Genomic DNA, 22,814 nt, shown 5'->3' on the forward strand with positions numbered 1-22,814 from the left:
CATTGCCCCCGCGCAGTTCAAGGGGGCAAGAGGCGTATTCTCTCATGAAGCGCACTCATACCGCGGTATGAGCTGCGGGGTGGTTGAGCGCCCGGTCGGGCAAATTTTTTCAGGGTTTTCCCATATTTTTCAGCCCCCAGACGGAGGGATGAGCCGCCAAGAAGCTGAGATGATAGAAGTGTACTTCCGTTAGTTCATACCCAATGAAGGTTGTCATGACGCAGAATCCTCAATCTCAGAACCCGCAGTTCCAGGCTCAGAACCCGTACTCAATGACCCCTCCGCAGGCGGCGCAGCCTGCCGGTCAGTATTCCGCTCAGCAGGGTCAGCCCCAGCAGGCTCAGCAGAGCCAGGCGGGCTACTATCAGAGTCAGCCGCAGGGCTACCCGGCTCAGGCACCTCAGCAGATGCAGCAGGCGCCCTTCGCGCGCGGCGCGATTATTTCTGCCCGTAACCTGCACAAGTCGTACGGCAATAACCCGGTGCTGCGTAACGTGAGCCTGGATATTTTCCCCGGCGAGTCCGTGGCGATTATGGGTCCTTCCGGTTCCGGTAAGACCACCCTGTTGCACGCGCTCTCGGGCATTATCAAGCTCGATGCCGGTTCTGTGCTGTTCAATGGCCCGACCGGTCAGGTGGCGGTGGAGTCCCTCAGTGAGCGTGAGCGCACCTCCCTGCGCGCTAACTCGTTTGGTTTCGTGTTCCAGCAGGGTCTACTGGTTCCCGAGCTGACCGCAGAGGAGAATGTCTCCCTCGCCGCGATGATTGCCGGTGTTCCCCGCCAGCAGGCGCGTTCCATTTCGGCTGATCTGCTGAACCGCCTGGGTTTGGGTCAGATGCTGGACCGCCGTATGGGCGAGATGTCCGGTGGTCAGGCTCAGCGTGTGGCGATTGCCCGCTCCCAGGTGAACGGTGCCCCCGTGACTTTCGCGGATGAGCCGACCGGCGCGCTGGATTCGAAGACCGCGCGTGAGGTGATGGCTCTGCTGCTGACCATGATTCCGCAGCAGGGTAAGACTCTGCTGGTGGTTACTCACGACCCGAACGTGGCGGCGGCGTGCTCCCGCGTGGTGTACCTGCAGGACGGTCAGATTGTGAGCGATCAGCGCAATAACCAGGGCGGTGTTCCCGCTTCCCAGAACCACGCTCAGAGCTTCGGCGCTCAGTCTCAGGCAGGTGCATAATGCAAATCTATGCTCTACTCGCCAAGCGAACCCTATGGAGTTCGCAGGCGATTCTTCCCGTGCTGGCTTTTGCCGCCTCCTCGGCACTGTTTTTGACGGTTGCCGGTGGTGTTCAGGCGCTGAGTACTTGGCTTGAGCACGCCAACGTTGACCACGAAATGATCAACCTGATGGGCATTCAGAAGCTCTACATGGGTTTGGCGTGGGTTGCCGCTCTGGTGCTGATTGTTCCGCTCTTTACCCTGGGCGCTTCGGCTGCTCGTTTGAGTGCCCGCCGCCGTGATGAGCGTCTGGCGTCCCTGCGCCTGATTGGTGCCTCCACAACCCTGATTGTGGGTCTGTCCGTTGCGGACGCGCTGGTGTACTCTCTTGTGGGTTTCGTCATCGGTCTGTTGCTCTACCTGGTGCTGATTTTCCCCTTTGGCGCTTTACACTTCATGAACGTTCCGCTGGGTGCTGAGAATATGCTCCTGCCGGTGAGCGTGATTTTCTACTGCTTCCTGGGTTGTATGGTTTTGGCGGCTCTCAGCTCCCTCTTCGGTCTGGCGAAGGTCAGCATCAGCCCGCTGGGCGTGCGTACCCGCGCGAAGGCTGGCTCCGCCGGTTACATTGCTCTGGGTATCGGTGTTGTTCTGGTCATTGCCGTGATGATTCTGGCTTCGACCTCGAAGGGTTTTAGCATGTTCTCACCCTTCCAGGACGGCGGTGCCGATAGCGCGATTAAGAACCTAGCGATTTTCATTGCTCTGCCGGGTCTGCTGATGATGGTTGCTATCGACCTGATTGGTACCTTCCTGGTGTGGGCGTACGCAAAGATTCGTGTGCGCATGACCCAGAAGGCGTCGGTTCTGCTGGGGTACCGTGCGGTGCTGGAGTCCCCGCGCGGGGCGTGGCGTCAGGTTTCGGGTGTGGCACTGTCGACCTTCTTGGTGACCTTCTTCGGCCCCATCCTGATTCTGGCGGGTGAGATGAACAAAACGGCGAAGGAGGTAGGCCCCGCCGCCGGCCCCTTCATGACCATCATGTCGGACATGTTCCAGGGCATGCTGCTCATGCTGTTCTTCTCGTACCTGCTGATCACTCTCTCCGCAGTGTTGAACCAGAGCGCCGCCATTTACGAGCGTGGTTCGCTGTACTCTTCGCTGAATATGATGGGTACCCCCACGAGGATGTTGCAGGCTTCGCGCCTTACCGTGGTTTTCGGTCCGCTGGTGCTCATTAGCGTGGTTTCTGCGCTGCTGGGTCTGCCGCTGACGGCGTTGATTGCGGCGCAGGGTCTTTCCGGTGAGATTCTGACGAAGATGTTCGGTATGACCTTCGGCGCTATTGCACTGGGTCTGGCGCTGGTCTATGTGGGCCTGTTGGCGACCATTCCGTTTATGCGTCAGGTGACTCATAAGCCGGTGTCCGCTCTCTAAGCTGTACGGCTGCTACCCTCCCGTTGCGTTCTCAGTGGATGCGGCGGGAGGGTTTCTTCATGTCCAACGTTTGTGTTGCGTGCTTTTGTGCCCTCGCCCGGTTTGCGCCCTGCATGTTTTCTCACGCACCGGGCCACCGCTTCCATAGCCTAAAGCCCTGTGAGAGACTGACATTATGTTTGAACACACAGTACCCCCCGAATGGTTCCCCCGCTGCGCAATCTTCGACTGCGACGGCATCCTCCTCGACTCCGAGACCGTCTGGAACGATGTGCAGCGTGAGCTTTTCGCCCGCTGGTCTGTTCCCTTCACCGAAGAGGTGGAGCACCGCCTCACCGGCCTGGCGGCAGCCGACGTCGCGCAGGAGCTTGCCCTGCTCTCCTACGAGGCGCAGAACGGTCAGAAGCCGGACACCGCCTCCGCAGAGTACGCCGAACACCATGAACGCGTGATGAAGGACCTGCTCACCACCGAGCACGAGGTCATCAGCTCCGGCGTGGACCTGATTGAGGGTGCGCAGAAGTTCCTGGGCTTCCTGAGCGAGCACATGCCGGTTGCGGTGGCGTCGAACTCCACCGCGAACATTCTGACCCTGAAGATGGAAAGCTACGGTTACGCCCCGCTGGTGCGCACCTGGGTCAGCAGCAACGACGTTCCCACCGGTAAGCCCGCCCCGGACATGTACCTGGAGGCGGCACGTCGCCTCGGCTTTGAAGGCCACGAGGCGCTGGCGTTCGAGGACTCCCTCGCGGGCGCGCAGGCGGCACGTGACGCCGGTACAAAGGTCATGATTTACGTTCCGGAAGGCACCGACCCGGCAAAGGCACCGACCGGTTTTGGGCGCTTCGATTCGTTCAATGACCCGCAGCTCTGGGAGGCGGCACGCACCTGGATCGCCAAGCTTGAGGCGGCACAGCAGTCTGAGGCATAGCAGTCTATGGCGGCGCAGAACTAAGCACGTACCGCAGACGCCTCACCTGATAGGCAGCATCAAGAAAGACCCCCGGCCCGCTCCTCAAGGAGCAGACCGGGGGTCTTTTTATGCTTATCAGCTGCCTCTCTAGCACCCGCTCTTGTAGCCCTTTGACCTCATCAGCACTTTCGCGGAGGGCTACTTTTCCAAAGTCTCACTAAACGGTACCAATACAAAACATCACGAGAACCTGAACTTTGGCAGGTTCTCGTGATGCTAGGTGTTTTAGAACTCCAAGGATGCTTATTTCGGCTGTTGCTTATAGAAAACAAAAGCGTACAGGATACTCATAAGTAGAACTACAACCTGAGCCAAAGGGTCAAGCCAATACACTTGTAAAATTACCACAACCAACATAAAAAATACGGATTTTATGAAGGATGCCGCAGGTTGTACGTAGTTCTTATTTGCACGATATGCAGAGTACCCAACAAATCCACAAAGAATTAAAATACCGGCAACATTATAAAACATTGAATCATGCGAAGATGTAAAATAATAGAAAGAATAACCTGCGAAACATAATTCAGGTACCGGTATGTATCTAGTGTCGACCACTTTAATCACCTATCGCTACAGTTACAGAAATACAACTTGCAATTGACTTACTAACATTTTTCATTGACTGTCCCTCTCTAGCTGTTGATAATATCTCTAGTTTGATGTGAAACAGAACACTTTTATGATATCAATCAGCAAAATGGGAGTCAAAATTATTTTAGTAATGATTCAATAACAATTTGCGCCACTGCACACTATAGTATTTAGCTGCTAAAGCTCCCAGCCCGTTCTCTCTCCTCAGCAAACTTACATCCTAAGTCGTCTTATTGCGCTTCGGATGCTCCTCTGCCTTACACATTTCTAGGTTCTTATCGCAGATACAGCGGTAAACAGTCTTCACTTCCCCTGCTGCTTTCACCCACCTCTCTTCTTCTTTCCTACGTGCGTATGCTTTTCTTCTCTTACGAGCAGGAGATAACTCTGGTCTTGTCCTCACAACTCTCTCACTTCAGTTCTACGGTCTAGGAACTTTTATTTTACGTCCGCTTAAGCGGACTTCGCTAACACTCAGGCTCTTTTTCTCTCTGGCTTCTCTCCTTCTGTTCCAAGACTCAACCTCACAGCTCAGGCTGAGAGAGGTGAGGGGAGAGAGAAGCGAATGCCCTTGTACTTTCCAAACAAAATACACAAAGGTATTTGAATGAAAAGCACAAGGGGCATCACAACAAACAACACAGGCCAGTCGGTCGGCTCGGTCGGTCGATTGGCGAAGCATAAGAAGCACAAACGGCTCGCTCTTCGCATAGATGGCGGAAGGCTCTAATCTTCCGCGCGGAGGGCATTCGCCCTGTGATCTGGCGGTGTTGTTGATGTGTAGGTCATAGACATGCCGGTTGCGGTGGCGTCGAACTCCACCGCGAACATTCTGACCCTGAAGATGGAAAGCTACGGTTACGCCCCGCTGGTGCGCACCTGGGTCAGCAGCAACGACGTTCCCACCGGTAAGCCCGCCCCGGACATGTACCTGGAGGCGGCGCAGGGCTAAGCTGCACCCGCCGCCCTCGTAGCAGCATCAAGAAAGACTCGGTACGAGGAAAGACCCCCGGCCCGCTCCTCAAGGAGCAGACCGGGGGTCTTCTATGCCTTATCAGCCGTACCTAAACGGTACGAGCTTATCGGCGCATAACCTTCTTCGCCAGGAAGTTACCGATGAACTGAACCAGCTGAACCAGGACGATAATAATCGCCACAACAGCCCAGGTGATCTCATCGTTAAAGCGCTGGTAGCCGTCCACAATCGCGATCTTACCCAGACCGCCAGCACCCACGTAACCGGCCATAGCGGACATATCCACCACACCAATGACGAGGAAGGTGTAACCGAGAATCAGCGGGCCAAGCGCCTCGGGAATCATCACGGTGAACAGGATGGTCAGCTTCGAAGCGCCCATCGCGCGCGCCGCCTCAATCACGCCCGGGTCAATGGAGACCATGTTCTGCTCCACGATACGGGCAATAGCGAATGCAGCACCGAAGCTCATCGCGAAGACCGCCGCGTTCACGCCCAGGCGGGTACCCACCACGGCGCTCGTCAGCGGGCCCAGTGCCGCAATCAGGATGATGAACGGAATCGGGCGAATCACGTTCACCAGAATGTTCAGGATCGTGTACACGAAGCGGTTCTGGAAGATGTTGCCCTCACGGGTGGTGTACAGCAGCGCACCCACAATCAGACCGACCAGACCGGCGCACAGCATGGTGATAGACACCATGTAGAAGGTGTCGCCGATAGCCGGGAGCAGCTTCTCGGGCAGGAACTCGGACCAGTCCGTCTTAGACGCAGCCAGCGGAAGAGTAGTAGCAAACATTTAGCGCACCTCCTGCACGCGGGCAACGGTCTTCAGTTCGGCAACGGCGGCATCAATGCTGGTGATTTCGCCGAGGAGTTCCAGGGTGAGGGTACCGTACGCCTTGCCCTGCAGGGTCTCAATACCGCCGCCCACAATGTTGAAGCGGACGTTACGGGCACCCAGGTAGGACAGCACCTTACCGAGCTCCTGGTTACCCTCCACGATTTCAACGTTGATGAGGTAACCCTTGTGGTTAGCGCGCAGCTCAGCCGCCTCCTTGCCGGTGGGGGCAAGCTTGACGGTGGTTGCCACGAACAGCTTCGCCACGTCGGTCTGCGGGTTGGAGAAGACGTCGTAGACGTTGCCCTGCTCGACCACGCGGCCGGACTCCATGACCGCCACACGGTCAGCGATGCTGGAGACCACGTCCATCTCGTGGGTAATCACCACAACGGTCACACCCAGTTCACGGTTCACACGCTTAAGGAGCGCAAGAACTTCATGAGTGGTTTCCGGGTCCAGCGCACTGGTGGACTCATCAGCCAGCAGCAGGGCAGGGTTGGTCGCAAGCGCACGAGCAATACCCACGCGCTGCTTCTGACCGCCCGAAAGCTGGTTCGGGTAGTGACCTGCACGGTCGGCAAGACCCACGAACTCAAGCATTTCCAGGGCGCGTTCGCGGCGGTCCTTCTTAGACCAGCCGGCAATCTTCAGCGGGAACTCGACGTTACCGAGCACGGTGCGGGAGTTCATCAGGTTGAACTGCTGGAAGATCATGCCGATGTTGGTGCGTGCTTCACGCAGTTCAGAGTCGCGCTTACCGGAAATCTGGAAGCCACCGACGGTCAAGGTGCCGCTGGTAGTGGTTTCCAGGCCGTTAATGAGGCGGACCAGGGTAGACTTACCGGCGCCGGAGTAGCCGATGATTGCAAAGATTTCGCCGCGGTTAATGCTGAGGGAGACATTGTCCACAGCAACTACCGCCTTGGGACCGTTGCCGAAGACCTTGGAGACTCCGTCCAGAACCACCATGGGCTCGGTGCTGTCACCGAAGCTCTGTACCAGTTCACTCATAAGTTTGTATCCGTTGTATGTCGTGGTTGGGGCGCTAAAGGGCATTAACGCCGGTACGCAAAGGACGGTAAGCCTGTTGTGACCCGCATCGGGTGCTTAGACTTACCGCCTTTGCGTATGCCTAGAAGAGGCGTGTATTCAGAAGATTACTTCTTGGCGCGCAGCTTGGCTTCTTCGTTAGCCAGGGACTGACGCAGCTCGTCGGTGCTCACGTTGACCTCAACAGCGGTGCCGCGGGTCTCTTCCTGAACAACATCCATGACGGGCTTGGTGTGGAAGAGTTCAACGATCTTCTTGTAGGTCTCGTCGTCAGCCTTGTCCTTCTGAGCAACGAAGAGGTTCACATACTTGATGGCCGAGGGGTCGGTCTTGGGGTCGTCCTGAGCCAGGGCGTCTGCGGGCTTCAGACCTGCATCCTTGAGGAAGTCGTTGTTGACGACCGCGCCGTCAGCAGACTCCATGCCAACCACTGTCTGGGTTGCGTCGACGGGAGTGACCTTCACCTTGGAGTTAGCGGTGTCCACGTCGTCGATGGTGGGTGCGTCAACATCAGCGTTCTTGAAGGTAACCAGACCGTTGGTCTTCAGCAGCTTCAGCGCGCGTGCTTCGTTCACGGTGTCGTTCGGGATAACGATCTCGCCGCCCTGGGGGATGTCAGCCAACTTGGAGTGCTTCTTGGAGAACAGAGCCATCGGGTAGATGACGGTCGGGCCGACAATCTGCAGGTCCTTGTTAGCGCTCACGTTGTAGTTGGACAGGTACGCGATGTGCTGGAAGCGGTTCATGTCGATATCACCGGCGTCCAGTGCGGGGTTCGGCTCGGTGTAAGCGCTGAACTCCTTGAACTCAATGTCGATACCCTGCTTCTTAGCTTCTTCCTTCAGGGTCTTGTTGAACTTCTCAGAGCCAACCACACCGATGGTGACCTTCTTGGAGCTGGAGGAAGAGGAGGAGTTGGTGGAACCGCAGGCTGCCAGGCCAAAGACCATGGGGACAACTGCGAGTGCAGCAGCAAACTTCTTCACGGCTATGAATCTTTCTGTTGAATGATGATGCGTTCCACCGGGTGCTCACGTTGGTGCTAGCACATCCGATGGGAATGATGATGGGACAATTACAGCACGCACAAGGGCGGGTGTGGAAGTTAATGGCTATTCATGAGACACAGAACGTCAAGGTCGTCATATTTTGTCACAATTCGTCATGCGGTGATTATTTGCCAGGTCACAAAGCGTCATTAGCCATGTATTCAGGCACACACAAAACGCCGGCCCGGGTGAATAAACCCAAGCCGGCGTCCATAGCGCCACCCGTTACGGGCGGACGGGGAATCAACCTACTGATCGAACTCGCCCGAAGCAATCAGCTGCTCACGCACCTTACGGCGCAGAACCTTACCCAGCATCGAACGGGGCAGGTCATCCACCACCACGATGCGGCGCGGAACCTTATAACGGGTCACCTTCGAATAGCAGTGCTCACGCAGAGTATGTTCCTGCACCACTCGACCCGGGGCGGGAACCACAGCGGCGACCACCATCTCGCCACCGGCGGGCAGTGGAATACCGACTACCGCCGCATCCGCGACCATGTCGTGCTGTTTGAGGGCGACCTCAACCTCCGTCGGGGAGACATTGAAACCGCCGGTAATAATGACTTCCTTGATGCGGTCGACAATCTGAATGAAGTAGTCCTCGTCCAGGCGCACAATATCGCCGGTACGCAACCAGCCCTCGGGGGTGATGGTCTTCGCCGTCTCGTCCTCACGCTTCCAGTAGCCAGCAAAACGCTGAGGGCCCTTCACCCACAGCTCGCCCTCTTCACCATCAGGCACGTCCTCGCCAGTTTCCGGGTCCACCACACGAATATCGGTGGAGGGGAACGGAACACCAATAAAACCGGCACGGCGAGTGTCATTAAGCGGGTTGCAGGACACCAGCGGCGCGCACTCGGTCAGGCCGTAGCCTTCCACCATGAAACCGCCGGACGCTTCCTCCCACTCGGCAACCAGCTCAGGCGGCAGGTTCATCGCGCCAGAGACCGCGTAACGGATACCCTCCAGGGACACACCATGCTTCTTCGCCTCATCCATGAGGCGGCGATACACCGGCGGAACCGCAGGAAGAATGGTCGGGCGGGTCTTCTTCATCGCCTTCAAAATCAGGTCCATGTCCACGGTCGGGAACAGCACCAGGCGGGCACGGCACAGCGACGCAATCGTCACGCCCAGGGTCATACCGTAGGCGTGGAACAGCGGCAGAACCGAGTAAATCACCTCGTCATCGCCCGGGTTAATCCATGCCTCACCCATGCGGCCGTTAGACTCCAGGTTGCGGTGCGTGAGCATCACGCCCTTCGGCAGGCCGGTCGTACCCGAGGTGTACTGCAGCAGCGCAATATCGTGCGCGGTCGGGCGGCGATGCGACGGGTCAATACGCTCGCTCTTCACCAGCTGAGCCCACGACACCGTACCCGGCGCAGGACCGGTCAGCTTCTCACGCGAAGCACGCGCGCTCTTCAACGGCAGCTTCAGCGCGGTACGCATCAGCGCGGGCATCGCCGAAATCATGTTCACCGAATAAATATGGTTCGGGCGGATATCCGCCGGAAGACCCGTAATATGCGAGGCGATCTTATCCCACACAATCGCGACCTTCGCGCCGTGGTCCTCAAACATGTGGCGCAACTCGGCACCCGTGTACAGAGGGTTATGCTCCACCACAATCGCGCCCAGGCGCAAAATCGCGTAGAACGCCGCAATATGCTGAGGACAGTTCGGCAAAATCAGCGCCACACGGTCACCCGGCTGCACACCCGCTACGCGCAGACCCTCCGCAGCACGCTCAATCTGATCCCCCAACTCGGCGTAGGTTGTGGTCGCGCCAAAGAACTCCAGCGCCACCTTGTGGGGTACGGTGCGGACCGCCTCGTCAATGAGGTGGCTCAGCGAGGTTTCGGGTAGCTCAATATCGCGGGCAGTCCACGAAGAATAATTCTTCAACCAGGGGCGATGCGCCAACGGATGCGCACCAGCCGACGCGCCAGCGGGGGATGCAGGTGCCGCCGCATCCTGCAGGTTCGTGTTCTTCTGAGCCTCAGTCATGCATTGATTGTGCCTTCCTACACCCTCACGCTTCAACTCAGCAGCGCTTCTTTCCACGCTGAAAATCACACGGTACACCCGCCCCAGATACCGCAATAAACGCCGAAACACTAAGGTAAACCCAAGCAACTCTGGGATACTTAAAGCATGAGTAAACGACAGCAAGACATCACTGACGAACAGTTCAAGAAGCTCCTCCGCGAAATTTCCAAACGATTCGCTATCGCCGGAGGAGTCGTCATCCTGTTCGGAATGGCCATCATCGCACTTGCTTACCTTCTGGGAGGAGCCCACTAATGCACACCCCGCAGCGCCCCAACGGCGACATCTTCAACCGCATGGTCTCCGGCGCCGCCTACATGCCCGACGCCGAATGCGCCGCGCAGACTAAGCGCATCCACGCTGCAACCGTCCTCGCCGAAGAACACTACGCACGCGGCGAGCAGGCACAGGCAATGCACGTCTACCGTGAACACCTCGGCCACCTGGGCGAGCACTCGCACATCCGCCCGGGCGCACGCTTCGACTACGGCGTGAACACCTATATTGGTGACGGCTCCTTCTTCAACTTTGGCTGCGTCTTCCTGGACGTCTGCCCGATCCGTATCGGCTCCACCGTGCTCGTCGGCAACAACGTACAGTTCCTCACCCCCACCCACCCGCTCAACCCGATCGACCGCGCCGCATACTGGGAAGGTGGCGAGCCCATCACCGTTGAAGACAACGTCTGGATCGGTGGCGGCGCCATCATCCTGGGCGGTGTGACCATCGGCAAGAACTCCGTGATTGGCGCGGGCACCGTCGTCACCAAGGATGTCCCCGAAAACTCCCTCGTGGTGGGCAACCCCGGCCGCGTCATCCGCACCCTGGACGAGAACGAACGCCCGGCATACCCGCACACCTACTCCGCAGAAGCCCTGGAAGAAGCACGCGCCTTCTACGCTGACCGCAACCGCTAAATCAGCACCCAGGACTAGAATCCAAAGGATTTAATGAACGCACAGAACAACACCCCGCAGCAGCGCCCGGCCACCGCGGCGTCCTCCCCCACCGAAAGTGACCTGTGGGAGGCGGCATTCTCCTCCGACGACCCCACCGTGGTTCTGACCGATGAGGACCTGAACGCCGCACGCCGCGCCCACGAAAAGGCGCGCGAGGCGGCCTCTTCGGCGCAGTCCTCCGCGCAGTCCTCGCAGGATGCGACCCGCCCCCTCACCGAGGCGGCTACCGCAACCCAGCCGGTCCTCTCCGCAAACAGCGCCGCTCAAAGTGCAGACTCCGGTGCTGACTTGGGCGAACCCGCTACCGACAACCTCAGCTGGCTCGACAAGCCCGCGACCCCCAGCGCGGACAACGTACGCGGCGGCGCAACCCCTGCCCCCGCTACCGCGCCTGCCCCCGCGGCAAGCTACGAGGTGCCCGCACCCGGCAACGCCCATGCGGCACCCAGCGCCCCGCAGGCTGCCCCCGCGGCAGATGACCACTTCGTCATCCCCGCCCCCGCAGGTGATGCCGCTGGCTCGGAACCCATCCTCACCGCCGCAACCGCGCTGTCCATGCAGAAGAGCCGCTACTCCCGCATGCACCTGCTACCCGGTCTGCTCGGCTGGCTAATCACCATCTCCCTCATGGACGGTGGCCTGTGGGCTATCCAGTCGTGGCTGACCCTGACCGGTCAGAGCGAGTCCATCGAGTACGCCTCGGTGGTCTCCCGACTCTTCAGCGGCGCGTCGAACGCCGTGCCGGTCGCGGTGGCGTTGAGTGTGCTCATTTTCTTCGCCTACCTGGTGGGCGGTTATGCTGCGGGACGCATGGCACGATTCGCCGGCGCGAAGCAGGGCATTGCCGTATGGCTCTGGCAGATTATGGCGCTCATTATCGGGTCCCTGGCAACCTTCCTCGCGCCTCAACTGTTCCAGAACGGTGTCGCGTCCCTGTCCCTGCAGAAGCTGATTGCGGGCGATTTCGCGAACGGTCTGCTCGCGGTTCTGCTGGTTCTGGCGTTGAGCTTCCTCGGCGCTATCCTCGGCGGCCTGTGCGGACGTCTGTACCACCGCCGCGTGGACAAGTACCCGAGTGACCAGGTGGCACGCGAGGACGCCTAGGCTTCTGGACACCTAGTCTTCTAAGCGCCCGCGCCTCGTTGCGATAGGGATAAACCGTACAGAAAACCTCCGGTACCTTACGTAAGGTACCGGAGGTTTTCTGTATCTAAATATCTGTATCCTCAACAGCCTCAGCCACCCAGCAATACGACACTGACTAGCTAAAATGTGCCGCCTAGTGGTCCAGCAGCAGTGCAGGCTCCTCAAGAATTGCTGCCACATCGGCCATGAAGCGAGCCGAGAGGTCGCCGTCCACCACGCGGTGATCGAACGAACCGCCCAGGGTCGTCACCCAGCGAGGAATCACTTCGCCGTCAACCACCCACGGCTTCTGCTTGATGGTACCGAAGGCCACAATCGCAACCTCACCCGGGTTGATAATCGGGGTACCGGTATCAATGCCCAGCGAACCGATATTCGTAATGGTCAGGGTGCCGTTCGCCATCTCTGCCGGCTGGGTCTTGCCTTCACGAGCGCGAGTGGTCAGGTTGTTCAGGGCAATCGCAAGCTCGCGCAGGGAAAGCTCCTGGGCATCCTTGATGTTCGGAACCATCAGGCCGCGCGGGGTCGCCGCAGCGATACCCAGATTCATGTAGTGCTTAATCTGGATCTCGCTGTCGGTCCAGGTTGCGTTGACCTGCGGGTTGCGCTCGGCGGCCCAAATCACCGCGGCGGCCAGAACCAGCAGCGGGGTGACCTTCACGCCCTCAAAGTGGCGGGACTTCTTCAGGCGCTTGACGAACTCCATGGTGCGGGATGCATCCACGTCCACGAAAATCGACACGTGCGGGGCGCTGAAGGCCGAGGCGACCATGGCCTTCGCGGTGGCCTTGCGCACGCCGCGCACCGGGATGCGCTCGATGCGGTCGCCCGGGGTGGTTGCACCCTGCCAGAAGGGCTGGCGGGCACCGCTGTGCTGCACGTCCTTGAGGTGGGCAACGTAGTTCATGAGGTCCTGCTTGGTCACCTGGCCGCGGGCACCGGTGGCGGTCACGTGGGCCAGGTCGACGCCGAGTTCCTTAGCGGCCAAACGCACCGGAGGGGCCGCCAGGGTAGGGCGGTGCGGAACCTGCTCGGGAGCCAAAGTCGGCGCGGGAGCCGAGTCCTGCGCGGGTGCCGGGGTCTGGGCGGCGATGGGCTCGTGGGCCAGACGCTGCACCACCGAGTTCAGCGGGGTGTTCTCCACAAAGCGGGAGGCGCGCTCAGCCAGCTCGCTCAGCAGGCCCTGGTTACGGTTTGCCGAGTCAGCGGGAGTGTGCGCCACGGGTGCCTGAACTGTCGGCGCCGCGGGTGATGCGGGGGCGGCAGGTGCGGGCTGGGCCGCGGAGACGGGACGCTTACGTGCGCGGCGCTTAACGGCGTCCGCCTTGGGTCCGGAGCCGACCAGCGCGGTGCCGGATTCGGTCTCCTGCTGCGGCGCGGCGGGGGCGGCCGGGGCCGCGCCGTCGCCACCGGAGATGCGGATGATGGGGGTACCCACCTCGACGGTCTCACCCTCGGCGACCATCAGTTCTTCGACGGTGCCGGCGAAGGGCGAGGGCAGTTCGACGACGCTCTTCGCGGTTTCAATCTCGACCAGCACATCGTTGATGGCGACCTCGGTGCCGGTTGCGACCTTCCAGCTGAGGATTTCAGCCTCGGTCAGGCCTTCGCCCACGTCGGGAAGCGAAAAAATCTGGGACATATTTACCTCTCACTAGGGTATATACCCTACATGGAATATTATGGGCGGTCCTACCCGCCGCGAGCGTGCCGTCGGTTTCGGGCCGGCGACACACCTCAGAACGAAGCGTCAAGAAGCGGGGTGCACATACCAACCCCGAAACCGCGCCTAGTAATCGAAAGCGCGATCAACCGCCTCCAGGATGCGGTCAATATCTGGCACGTACTCCTCCTCCACGCGGGAAACCGGGTACGGCATGTAGTAGCCACCCACGCGGATCACCGGGGCCTGCAGGCTGTAGAAACAACGCTCCGTAATCGCGGACGCCAGCTCACCACCCATGCCGCCGAAGGTGGGAGCCTCGTGGGCGATAATCAGTCGGCCGGTCTTCGCCACCGAGGCGGCCACGGTCGGCACATCCAGTGGAGAAATCGAGCGCAGGTCAATCACCTCGATCGAGCGGCCGTCCTCAACCGCGGCCTCCGCAACTGCCAGGGCCACCGGCACCAGCGGACCGTACGCAACAATCGTGGCGTCGGTACCCTCGCGCACGACCTTGGCGCTAAACGGGTCGAAGGAGGTGTCGTTCAGGTCCACGTCCCCCTTGAGCCAGTAGCGGCGCTTGGGCTCAAAGATAATGACCGGATCCGGGCACTCAATCGCCTTGCGGGTCATCCAGTAGGCCTCGTGCGGGCTCGAGGGGGTCACGATGCGCAGGCCGGCGGTGTGGGCGAACAGCGCCTCGGGTGACTCGGAGTGGTGCTCCACCGAGCCAATCACGCCGCCGTAGGGAATACGAATCGTCACCGGCACGATGTACTGCTTATCGGTGCGGTTGTGAATCTTCGCAAGCTGGCTCGTGATTTGGTTGAAGGCGGGGAAAACGAAGCCGTCGAACTGAATCTCGGGAACGGGGCGGTACCCGCGCAGCGCCATGCCGATGGAGGTGCCGATAATGCCGGACTCCCCCAGCGGGCTATCCATGACGCGGCGGTTGCCGAAGCGGGCCTGCAAGCCCTCGGTCACGCGGTACACGCCGCCAAGCTTGCCGATATCCTCACCGAGCAGAACCACGGTGCGGTCAGCCTCCAGGGCATCCTCCAGGCCGCGAGTAATGGCCTTGGCGAGGGTCAAACGCTCAATGTTTTCGCTCATCTTTACTCCTCTTCAAAGCCTGCGTTGTAGGTGCGGTAGAATTCGCGGTCGTCCTCAACCTGCTGGTGTTCCTGGGCGTAGACGCGGTCGAAGAAGTGCTCAAAGTCTGCCACCTCGGCGGAAAGTACGGCGTCGCGCACGCCGGATGCGACCTTCTGGGCAGACTCGGCAACCTCCTCGAAGAAGGCATCGTCGGCGTAGCCCTGCTCGCGCAGGTACTTCTCGAGGCGAATCATGGGGTCGCGGTGCAGCGGCCCTTCAAGGTCGGCCTCGGTGCGGTACTTCGTGGGGTCGTCGGCAGTGGTGTGCGGGCCCAGGCGGTAGGTCTCGGCCTCGATGAGCACGGGGCCCTCGCCGGCACGAATCTTCTCCATGGCGTAACGGGTCACCGCGAGCACGCCCAGGATGTCATTGCCGTCCACGCGCAGGCCCTCGAAGCCGTAACCGGCGGCTCGGGTCGAAATCGGCACGCGCGACTGCACCTCGAAGGGAACCGAGATGGCCCAGCGGTTGTTCTGCACGAAGAAGAGCACCGGGGCGTCATAGGAGGCCGCAAAGACCATGGATTCGTGAACGTCGCCCTCGCTGGAGGAGCCGTCGCCGAAGTAGACCGCGACGGCGGGCTTCTGCGCGTCGGTTGCGGGGTCGGTGGCCTGGCCCTGGCCGGTGGGGCGCTTGCCGGTTTCAGCCTCGATATCGGCATCGAAGTTCAGGCCCATGGCGTAGCCGACGGCGTGCAGGGTCTGGGCGGCCAGCACCTTGGTGTAGGTGTGGAAGTTGTGGGCCTTCATGTCCCAACCGTGGGTGGTGGTGCCGCGGAAGATGGTAATCAGATCGCGGAAATCCACACCGCGCGCCAGGGCGACGGCGTGCTCACGATAGGAGGGGAAGATGTAGTCGTTGGGGGCGTAGGCCAGTGCGGAGCCGACCTGCGCGGCCTCCTGGCCTCGGCTAGGAACCCACAGGGCGAGCTGGCCCTGGCGCTGCAGGGCGGTCGCCTCGTCGTCGAAGCGGCGGGTGGTGTACATGAGGCGGTAGGCCTCGCGCAGGGTATCACCATCGACGTCTTTGACGTATCGGCTGAAGGTGGGGTGTTCGTGGACGGTGCCGTTCTCATCCATGAGCTGGATGCGCTCGGGCACTCCCGGGTACTTGTCGTTCTCGTGCATCTAACCTCCACACGTGACGAGGGCTTGGCCCTCAGCGACTTGGGTTTTAGTCTCAACTTTCACCTGATGGTGCAGGGTTTGAGGTGTTCCGGCAAGCCTGTGAGGGTCTGGGCATATATAGTTACCAGTCTACTCTTTTCGGCTTTATCTCGCGGCAGTTACGCTGATAACACAGCGTATTATGCCCTGTCATTCACTATTTGAACATCATTAAATTAAACCTCCCATATATTCTTTTTCAGGAATATACGGGAGGTTTAATTTAACTATTGAGAGCTTTTTCGGGTCATCATTTTTTCCGCGCGAGAACCATTTGAAAAGCCCAAACAAACCTCGACAAGGGAAAATAGTACATTGTTCAATTAGGGCTCAAACAGGGCAGGGTGGGCACTCCCGCCCCTTCACAAGAGGCTCTAGAGACCCTTCGCGAAGACCTCGCAGAGCGAGAGGAAACGGTCGTTCGCCTCCACTTCACCGATACTCACGCGAACACCCTCGGTACCAAACGCACGCACCGACAGCGCATGCTCAGCCATCAGCTGCACGAACTCACCCGTGCGCTCCCCCAGCGGCAGCCATACAAAGTTCGCGTAGGTGCTCGGGAACTCGTACCCCAGCTCGCGCAAGCGGGCGGTCACGCGCTCACGCTCAGAGACCAGGTGGCTCACGCGCTCCATCACCGCATCCTCATGCTCGATGGAGGCGATAGCCGCCGCCTCAGCCAGCGCCGTCACGGCGAACGGGGTTGCCGCCACGCGCAGGTGCTGCGTAATCTGCGGGTGCGAAATCGAGTAGCCCACGCGCAGACCCGCCAGGCCCTGCGCCTTGGAGAAGGTGCGCAGAATAATGACGTTCTCATAGTCGCGGTAGATGTCCAGGCCGTTCAGCGGGGCTTCTTCACCTTCCGGCACGGTGGAGGCGGCGCAGAACTCGAAGTACGCCTCATCAATCACCACGGGGATGTGGGCGGGCACCTTCTCCAGGAACGCACGGATTTGGCTTTCGGTGACGGCGGGGCCGGTCGGGTTGTTGGGGGTGCAGACCAGGATCAGGCGGGTGCGGTCGGTGATGGCTGCCGCCATGGCGTCCAGGTCGTGTGAGCCGTCGGGCAGGTTCGGCACCTGCACGCTGCGAGCGCCCATAATGCCGACGAGGATCGGGTATGCCTCGAAGGAGCGCCAGGCGTAGATGACTTCATCCTGCACGCCGTCGGCGTTTACGCCGGCGAAGGTTTTGAGGATTTGGTTGAGCGCACCGAGGCTTCCGGCACCGGTGACGATGTCGTCAGCGTCCACGCCGAGCCGTGCGGAGAGCTTCTGACGCAGGGCGGTGGAGAGCGGGTCGGGGTAGCGGTGCGCTGTCGCAAATTCTGCGAGGACGCGCGCAACCTCGGGTACGGGGCCCAGCGGGTTCTCGTTCGAGGAGAGCTTGTACTGAGTGAGGCCTTCAACGGGTGTGGGCGGCTTGCCTGCCGCGTAGCTGGGCAGGGTGTTGAAGACGGGGCGGACCGGGATGTTGGCGTGTTCAGCTGACTGGCTCATGGTTCCAGTATGTGCCTGCGGGCGGCTCGGAGGCTAACGCTTCTCACCTGGAGAGCAGGTCGCGAGCAAGCTGTAACTGTGCAGGCAGCAGATACTGGCCGCGAGTGCTGTACGCAAAGATGGAGGGGCGCCGCCGGGGTTGTTCCCGGTGGCGCCCCTCCTTTTCTCTTCTCTACTCTACTCGTCCCCTCCACCCTCCACCGAGTCTTTGAGATACAGAGTCCTTGAGATTGATGCTTTTAGACTCGGTGTTTAGACCATCAGGGGTTCACGCTCCTCGAGGGGAGTCAGATCCTCGGGAGGGCCTGGGGCGCGAAACCCGGGGTCGATGTTCTCGGGCGGAGTTGGTGCGAGGAAGCCGGGGTCAATGCTCTTGGGCGGGAGCATGGGTGCCGGCTTCTGGCCTGGCAGGATGGGAATGAGCGACTCAACGCCGTCGTAGTCTCCGCCTTGCCTGGCTCCGAAGATTGGAGGATTCTTGAGCGCGGAACCCGCGTTAGGGAGCTGCAGCTGATCGATGATTGGCTGAGTAACAGCCTTTTCGATGTGCGTATGCAGATCTGCAGGTTTGGGCAGAATGTCCGGCGGGATTAGACCTGCAGGGGGTAGCTGCCCCTCTGCCTCGATTCGAGTGGGCATCTTGATGGGCGCAGGCTCCGGACGGCTCAGGTCGCTCGGCATCTTGATGTGGGCAGGCTCGGGGCGGCTCAGGTCGCTCGGCATCTTGATGGCGGGCGGCAGATGCTGCGGGTTGTATCCCTGCAGGAGGGGCACCTTGGGCATCTGCGGCACAGGCATTTCGGGCCATGCAGGCTGCGGGTTCTGAGATTCCTGCGGAGTCGGCTCGGGGTGAGGGATGGTCTTTTTGATGCCCTCGATGACGGCGGGGATTTGCTTAGCAGCCGCCTGTACGGTTTCTCCAGCTTCTCGCTGGAGACCCTCGGCCCTCTGCTTGGCAATCTCCATGCCCTGTTGGACATCTGAGACGGTATCTTCGATACCACGCTTTGCTTGCCCCAGGCGCCCGCCTGTCAGCTGATCAATCCCCTCAACTATACCCAAGCCACCAGGGATAGTTCCTGATGCAAGGGCTGCAACAGCGTAGCCCTCGGTACGTTTGATAGTTATACCCACTCGTAGAGCGGGAGGCAGACCGTCCGGCAGGTTTGAGGCGGAGGTAACCTTCTGTTCCCCCAGCACATACTCTTTACCATCCATTGCGGCGCGCATGCCGCCAGGCACCTTGCCGCTATGCCCTTCACGGTGTAGGGCTTCGTGGTAATTTACGGCATGATGCTCATGGTTATTGACGGTGATTACCGTATCGCGTTCATCAGGATGCCACGGTTCTCCAAAAATCTGTGGCAAGGGAATCTTCTTTGCTATATCAGGAACCCCATCGCCGTCACCCTCCACGTAATCCACGGCAAAGTCACGTTGTTTGGCTGACATACCTCGCATCGGGGCAGCTTGGGCATAGACACCCACAATATTGATTTCTTTGGCGACTTCAGCACTATTCGCCATGTTGTGGGCGATCATTGCTCCCTGGCTGAAGCCCTCCATGTATACACGAGCACCCTTGGGAGCACCAGCATCACGCAGAGCCTGCAAAATCATCATGTACGCAGAGTTCATCTGGTCTGGGCCCGCTGCTTCACGGAGAGTCCCCTCGCCATCTATGATGGATCCACCCCAAGATCCAAAGATAGTACCCGGAATGCTCACCACATACAGCGCATGGGCAGGGTCGCCTTCATGTCCTGCTTCGTACATAACGGTGACGAGTACGGCACTACGTTCAGCGGTCAAAGGGTCCTGCCGGGAACGTTCAAGTTCAAGGTCCTGCGCCTGCGCCGCCGCCAGAAGACGTTCCGAGCTGGCGCCCACAGAGAGCTGGTTTTTCTCGCCGCGATGCGTAGCAATACCGTATTCCTCCGCAGAGGCTGTACGGACGTTGTAAACCGCGTTTCCACCGATAGCTGCCTTGATGAGGTTAGATAGACCACCGCCCAGTGCCTTTCGAGCAAGTCCTCGCGGAATGCCAAACATGCTTGCAAGGCGGTCAAATGCTCGCTGACGGGCAATTTCAGGATTCCATTTGGCATCCATGTAGGCGGTGAAGCCGAAAAGAATACCCGCCACGAGAGGCGAATACGGCAGCGTCCGAGATGCCGAGAAGTACCCAAGCTCGGGAATGGTGAGCTTCAAGAGGTAGGTAGCTTCGCCGGGTTCTCCAGCGATGAGGCCGCGGAAGTGACCTCGGGTGCTGCGTCCGTCGGGTAGCTTGCCGTCCTTTGCGATGCCCATGGATTCGAACCAGCCTGCGACGGTGTTTTCAACCTGCAGGTAGGAGCTGTGGGCGGCTCGGACGGTGGCTGCGGTGACGCCGAACTTTGCGGCACTCATACCGAGGTCTGCAGCAAGGACGGCGCAAATAGCGGCAGCCTGCTGGGCACGTCCGTTAATGCCGAGGAAGAGCCGAGTCTCGGTGGCGATGCCAAGAATCGGCATGGTGCGGTCGGCGCAGGTGCGGCTGACGGCGTCGAGGCCGTCGGCAATGGCGGGCATTTCTTCAAGCTCAACGCTGATGGTGCCTGCGGTGGGCCCTGCGGAGTTGCTGAGGTCACCGATGGGCGCAACGGTGGGTCCGGTAATCATGGTGTCTCCTAGGGTGGGGTTAGTGGGTTCGGATGAGCGAGCTCAGCCCGTCGGGCAGGTTCACGTGCATGAGCGAATCGAGCGTTGACTGGGCTTTTTGCACGCCTGAGCGGGCGATGATTTCGCCGGGGTTGAGCTTTTCGAGTGCGTCCGCAGCGCCGTCGGCAATTTTGCCGAGTAGGTTATCTACGGCGGAGGCGGCGGCTTTGATTGCCTGCGCTTTGCCGGTGAGGTCGTTGGCGAGTTCTTCTCCGGCTGCGGCAATCATGGCGGCGGTGCCTTCGGCTTGTTCGGCCTGGTTGCGGATTTTTTCGCGGTGTTCTTCGAGTTGTCGCCGGTAGGCGCGTCCGGCTTCGGATGCCCAGCGGTCGCCGTTGAGTTCGTTGGCGCGTTGGTGTGCGGTGCGGATTTCTTGGGCTTCGGTGCGCATCCTGTGGGAGAGTTCTGCGCCTTTGGCACGGGCGAGGGCGGCGGCGGCCATAAGCTGGGTGGCGAGGGCGTGGCCGGCGGCGGTGCCGATGCCCATGTGTCCTGCTGCGCGGAGGATATCGGTTGGTTCGATGCGGGGCAGCTGGGGTGCGGGAGGCGGTGCGGTGTCGACGATTGTGTTCATGGGGCGTCCTTTCGGTGGTTGGACTGGTTGTTTGTGCGCCTGTTTCTGTCCTGTGTTTGGGTTTGTTTTAGGCTAAATCTGCCGCGGTGACCGTGCAGGCGGAGTACGCCAACCTGTGGATAACTCAGGCTTGTTTCGAAGAATTCGCACGTTTTTGCCCCTCAAAACCCAAAAAATGCCCCCTCCGCACCCCCTCGTTTTGTCATATTTCTGCAACTAACCCAGCCACCCATCACGTCCATATGCTCTGCCCGCCTCTTTTTTTCGGCGAATTCATGCAAAAATAGAGTTATGTCTCACACCAATAACACCTTCTTGCCTTCTGGCCGTATTGACCTGGGCACCGGCGAACTTGCGCTGGGCCCCCTGGACGGACGCTACGCTTCCGTGACCGCACCCCTGACCAACTACCTCTCTGAGGCGGCGCTGAACCGCGACCGCATCCACGTTGAGGTTGAGTGGTTCATTTACCTGTGCGAGCACGAGGTGCTGCCGGGTCTGTCCCCGCTGAGCGAGGAGCAGAAGAAGGGCCTGCGCGCCATTGTGACCGATTTCAACGCTGATTCTGTCGCTGAGCTGGCAGAGATTGAGGCAGTCACCGTTCACGATGTGAAGGCGGTTGAGTACTACATTGGCCGCCGTCTGGAGGGTCTGGGCCTGGGTCACCTGGTGCCGCTGGTTCACTTCGGCTGCACTTCTGAGGACATTAACAACCTCGCCTACGCGTTGGGCATCAAGGATGCTGTTGAGAACGTGTGGGTTCCGGCTGCTGAGAACCTGATTGAGGTTCTGCTGAAGCTGGCTGAGGAAGGCCGCGACGTGCCGATGCTGTGCCGCACTCACGGTCAGCCTGCAACTCCCTCCACCCTGGGTAAGGAGTTGGGTGTTCTCGCCTACCGTCTGAAGCGTCAGGTGAAGCACGCTGCTGCTACCGAGTTCCTCGGCAAGATTAATGGTGCGACCGGCACTTACGCTGCTCACTATGCGTCGGTTCCTGACGCTGATTGGCAGGCTGTTTCTCGTGGTTTTGTGGAGCACCTGGGCCTGACCTGGAACCCGCTGACCACCCAGATTGAGTCGCACGACTGGCAGGCTGAGCTGTACTCGGATATCGCTCATTTCAACCGCGTGCTGCACAACCTCTGCACCGATGTGTGGAGCTACATTTCGATTGGTTTCTTCCGTCAGATTCCGGTGGCTGGTGCGACCGGTTCGTCCACTATGCCGCACAAGGTGAACCCGATTCGCTTTGAGAATGCGGAGGCTAACCTGGAGCTCTCTAACGCTCTGCTGGATTCGCTGGGTTCGACCCTGGTGACTTCTCGTTGGCAGCGTGACCTGACTGACTCCTCGGCGCAGCGCAATATTGGTGTGGCGTTTGGTCACTCGGTGCTGGCTATCTCCAATGTGGTGAAGGGCCTTGAGCGTCTGGATATTGCGACCGAGGTTATTTCCGCTGATCTGGATGCGAACTGGGAGGTTCTGGCTGAGGCGATCCAGATGGTGATGCGCGCTGAGGCTATCGCAGGTGTTCCCGGCATGGAGAACCCGTATGAGCGTCTGAAGGAGCTGACTCGCGGTCACCGCGTGGATGCTGCTCGTCTGAAGGAGTTTGTGGCTACTCTGGGCCTCTCCCCCAAGGCTGAGGCGCGTCTGTCGGCTCTGACTCCGCACACCTATAACGGTATTGCGGCTCAGCTGCTGGACCATGCGAAGAACGCTTAGTCCGTAGCAAAGGATTAAAAACTAAAGACCCCGGTTCCCTGTGTTTGAACTGCCTCCCGTTTCTTGGACATCGAAAATA

At 59.8% G+C, this 22,814-nt stretch carries 17 protein-coding genes and 1 pseudogene; 8 read left to right on the forward strand and 10 right to left on the reverse strand.

The annotated features are described in order from the left end of the window. Nucleotides 1–215 precede the first annotated feature (215 nt). The 4 genes and pseudogenes from HMPREF2879_RS04965 to HMPREF2879_RS09320 all read left to right on the forward strand — a co-directional run. On the forward strand, nt 216–1,184 hold the full coding sequence (locus HMPREF2879_RS04965) for an ABC transporter ATP-binding protein (RefSeq protein ID WP_044150924.1): 969 nt from the start codon (nt 216–218) through the stop codon (nt 1,182–1,184). Continuing rightward, entirely contained in the window at nt 1,184–2,602 is a 1,419-nt protein-coding gene (locus tag HMPREF2879_RS04970; protein WP_049340885.1) for an FtsX-like permease family protein, read from the forward strand. Before HMPREF2879_RS04965 ends, HMPREF2879_RS04970 begins: the two co-directional genes overlap by 1 nt. 175 nt (nt 2,603–2,777) lie before the next feature. Next, the gene (locus HMPREF2879_RS04975) at nt 2,778–3,533 is read left to right on the forward strand and encodes an HAD family hydrolase (RefSeq protein ID WP_070634947.1); all 756 of its coding nucleotides are present in this window, start codon (nt 2,778–2,780) and stop codon (nt 3,531–3,533) included. 1,429 nt (nt 3,534–4,962) lie between these two features. Beyond that, a pseudogene (locus HMPREF2879_RS09320) lies at nt 4,963–5,115 on the forward strand (HAD family phosphatase); the annotation flags it as partial. A gap of 133 nt (nt 5,116–5,248) precedes the next feature. Here the strand turns inward: HMPREF2879_RS09320 and HMPREF2879_RS04980 are convergent. From HMPREF2879_RS04980 to HMPREF2879_RS04995, 4 genes are all read right to left on the reverse strand, one after another. Then, the gene (locus HMPREF2879_RS04980) at nt 5,249–5,944 is read right to left on the reverse strand and encodes a methionine ABC transporter permease (RefSeq protein WP_012902834.1); all 696 of its coding nucleotides are present in this window, start codon (nt 5,942–5,944) and stop codon (nt 5,249–5,251) included. After that, a complete protein-coding gene (locus HMPREF2879_RS04985; protein ID WP_005507549.1) occupies nt 5,945–7,000 on the reverse strand; it encodes a methionine ABC transporter ATP-binding protein in 1,056 nt (351 codons plus the stop codon). Nucleotides 7,001–7,146: 146 nt separating this feature from the next. Further along, a complete protein-coding gene (locus tag HMPREF2879_RS04990) occupies nt 7,147–8,025 on the reverse strand; it encodes a MetQ/NlpA family ABC transporter substrate-binding protein (protein ID WP_070634948.1) in 879 nt (292 codons plus the stop codon). Between the two features lie 311 nt (nt 8,026–8,336). After that, on the reverse strand, nt 8,337–10,103 hold the full coding sequence (locus tag HMPREF2879_RS04995; protein WP_070634949.1) for a long-chain-fatty-acid--CoA ligase: 1,767 nt from the start codon (nt 10,101–10,103) through the stop codon (nt 8,337–8,339). Between the two features lie 147 nt (nt 10,104–10,250). Here HMPREF2879_RS04995 and HMPREF2879_RS09420 point away from each other — a divergent pair, with 147 nt between their 5' ends. Genes HMPREF2879_RS09420 through HMPREF2879_RS05005 form a run of 3 tightly spaced genes read left to right on the forward strand, consistent with a single transcriptional unit; the run spans nt 10,251 to nt 12,208 of the window. Next, nucleotides 10,251–10,400 carry a hypothetical protein gene (locus HMPREF2879_RS09420; protein ID WP_005504480.1) on the forward strand — a complete coding sequence of 50 codons (150 nt, stop codon included), beginning with the start codon at nt 10,251–10,253 and terminating at the stop codon, nt 10,398–10,400. Further along, a complete protein-coding gene (locus HMPREF2879_RS05000) occupies nt 10,400–11,062 on the forward strand; it encodes a sugar O-acetyltransferase (RefSeq protein ID WP_049363518.1) in 663 nt (220 codons plus the stop codon). Before HMPREF2879_RS09420 ends, HMPREF2879_RS05000 begins: the two co-directional genes overlap by 1 nt. Nucleotides 11,063–11,095: 33 nt before the next feature. Beyond that, the gene (locus HMPREF2879_RS05005) at nt 11,096–12,208 is read left to right on the forward strand and encodes a hypothetical protein (RefSeq protein ID WP_070599669.1); all 1,113 of its coding nucleotides are present in this window, start codon (nt 11,096–11,098) and stop codon (nt 12,206–12,208) included. Nucleotides 12,209–12,383: 175 nt separating this feature from the next. Here HMPREF2879_RS05005 and HMPREF2879_RS05010 read toward each other — a convergent pair whose 3' ends face one another. From HMPREF2879_RS05010 to HMPREF2879_RS05035, 6 genes are all read right to left on the reverse strand, one after another. Beyond that, nucleotides 12,384–13,892 (reverse strand): dihydrolipoamide acetyltransferase family protein, encoded by a 1,509-nt coding sequence (locus tag HMPREF2879_RS05010; RefSeq protein ID WP_070634950.1) that lies wholly within the window; start codon nt 13,890–13,892, stop codon nt 12,384–12,386. Nucleotides 13,893–14,039: 147 nt separating this feature from the next. Beyond that, nucleotides 14,040–15,026, reverse strand: a complete 987-nt coding sequence (locus HMPREF2879_RS05015) for an alpha-ketoacid dehydrogenase subunit beta (RefSeq protein ID WP_070634951.1) — start codon at nt 15,024–15,026, stop codon at nt 14,040–14,042. A gap of 2 nt (nt 15,027–15,028) precedes the next feature. Then, nucleotides 15,029–16,195, reverse strand: a complete 1,167-nt coding sequence (locus HMPREF2879_RS05020; protein WP_049331474.1) for a thiamine pyrophosphate-dependent enzyme — start codon at nt 16,193–16,195, stop codon at nt 15,029–15,031. 413 nt (nt 16,196–16,608) lie between these two features. Further along, the gene (locus HMPREF2879_RS05025) at nt 16,609–17,736 is read right to left on the reverse strand and encodes a histidinol-phosphate transaminase (RefSeq protein ID WP_012902822.1); all 1,128 of its coding nucleotides are present in this window, start codon (nt 17,734–17,736) and stop codon (nt 16,609–16,611) included. Between the two features lie 252 nt (nt 17,737–17,988). Beyond that, nucleotides 17,989–20,397, reverse strand: coding sequence for a hypothetical protein (locus HMPREF2879_RS05030; RefSeq protein WP_049359934.1), 2,409 nt, complete (start codon nt 20,395–20,397; stop codon nt 17,989–17,991). Between the two features lie 19 nt (nt 20,398–20,416). Next, entirely contained in the window at nt 20,417–21,010 is a 594-nt protein-coding gene (locus HMPREF2879_RS05035; protein WP_070634952.1) for an ABC transporter substrate-binding protein, read from the reverse strand. Between the two features lie 291 nt (nt 21,011–21,301). Here HMPREF2879_RS05035 and purB point away from each other — a divergent pair, with 291 nt between their 5' ends. Further along, a complete protein-coding gene (gene purB, locus HMPREF2879_RS05040) occupies nt 21,302–22,735 on the forward strand; it encodes an adenylosuccinate lyase (protein WP_070507255.1) in 1,434 nt (477 codons plus the stop codon). Nucleotides 22,736–22,814: the final 79 nt, after the last annotated feature.

The organism is Rothia sp. HMSC069C04 (assembly GCF_001812895.1).
GTDB lineage: Bacteria > Actinomycetota > Actinomycetes > Actinomycetales > Micrococcaceae > Rothia.

What these genes read in the sequence shown, in the direction of transcription:
- HMPREF2879_RS04965 (WP_044150924.1), top strand. Translation starts at nt 216, where the DNA reads ATGACGCAGAATCCTCAATCTCAGAACCCGCAGTTCCAGGCTCAGAAC.
- HMPREF2879_RS04970 (WP_049340885.1), top strand. Translation starts at nt 1,184, where the DNA reads ATGCAAATCTATGCTCTACTCGCCAAGCGAACCCTATGGAGTTCGCAG.
- HMPREF2879_RS04975 (WP_070634947.1), top strand. Translation starts at nt 2,778, where the DNA reads ATGTTTGAACACACAGTACCCCCCGAATGGTTCCCCCGCTGCGCAATC.
- HMPREF2879_RS04980 (WP_012902834.1), bottom strand. Translation starts at nt 5,944, where the DNA reads ATGTTTGCTACTACTCTTCCGCTGGCTGCGTCTAAGACGGACTGGTCC.
- HMPREF2879_RS04985 (WP_005507549.1), bottom strand. Translation starts at nt 7,000, where the DNA reads ATGAGTGAACTGGTACAGAGCTTCGGTGACAGCACCGAGCCCATGGTG.
- HMPREF2879_RS04995 (WP_070634949.1), bottom strand. Translation starts at nt 10,103, where the DNA reads ATGACTGAGGCTCAGAAGAACACGAACCTGCAGGATGCGGCGGCACCT.
- HMPREF2879_RS09420 (WP_005504480.1), top strand. Translation starts at nt 10,251, where the DNA reads ATGAGTAAACGACAGCAAGACATCACTGACGAACAGTTCAAGAAGCTC.
- HMPREF2879_RS05000 (WP_049363518.1), top strand. Translation starts at nt 10,400, where the DNA reads ATGCACACCCCGCAGCGCCCCAACGGCGACATCTTCAACCGCATGGTC.
- HMPREF2879_RS05005 (WP_070599669.1), top strand. Translation starts at nt 11,096, where the DNA reads ATGAACGCACAGAACAACACCCCGCAGCAGCGCCCGGCCACCGCGGCG.
- HMPREF2879_RS05010 (WP_070634950.1), bottom strand. Translation starts at nt 13,892, where the DNA reads ATGTCCCAGATTTTTTCGCTTCCCGACGTGGGCGAAGGCCTGACCGAG.
- HMPREF2879_RS05015 (WP_070634951.1), bottom strand. Translation starts at nt 15,026, where the DNA reads ATGAGCGAAAACATTGAGCGTTTGACCCTCGCCAAGGCCATTACTCGC.
- HMPREF2879_RS05020 (WP_049331474.1), bottom strand. Translation starts at nt 16,195, where the DNA reads ATGCACGAGAACGACAAGTACCCGGGAGTGCCCGAGCGCATCCAGCTC.
- HMPREF2879_RS05025 (WP_012902822.1), bottom strand. Translation starts at nt 17,736, where the DNA reads ATGAGCCAGTCAGCTGAACACGCCAACATCCCGGTCCGCCCCGTCTTC.
- HMPREF2879_RS05030 (WP_049359934.1), bottom strand. Translation starts at nt 20,397, where the DNA reads ATGATTACCGGACCCACCGTTGCGCCCATCGGTGACCTCAGCAACTCC.
- HMPREF2879_RS05035 (WP_070634952.1), bottom strand. Translation starts at nt 21,010, where the DNA reads ATGAACACAATCGTCGACACCGCACCGCCTCCCGCACCCCAGCTGCCC.
- purB (WP_070507255.1), top strand. Translation starts at nt 21,302, where the DNA reads ATGTCTCACACCAATAACACCTTCTTGCCTTCTGGCCGTATTGACCTG.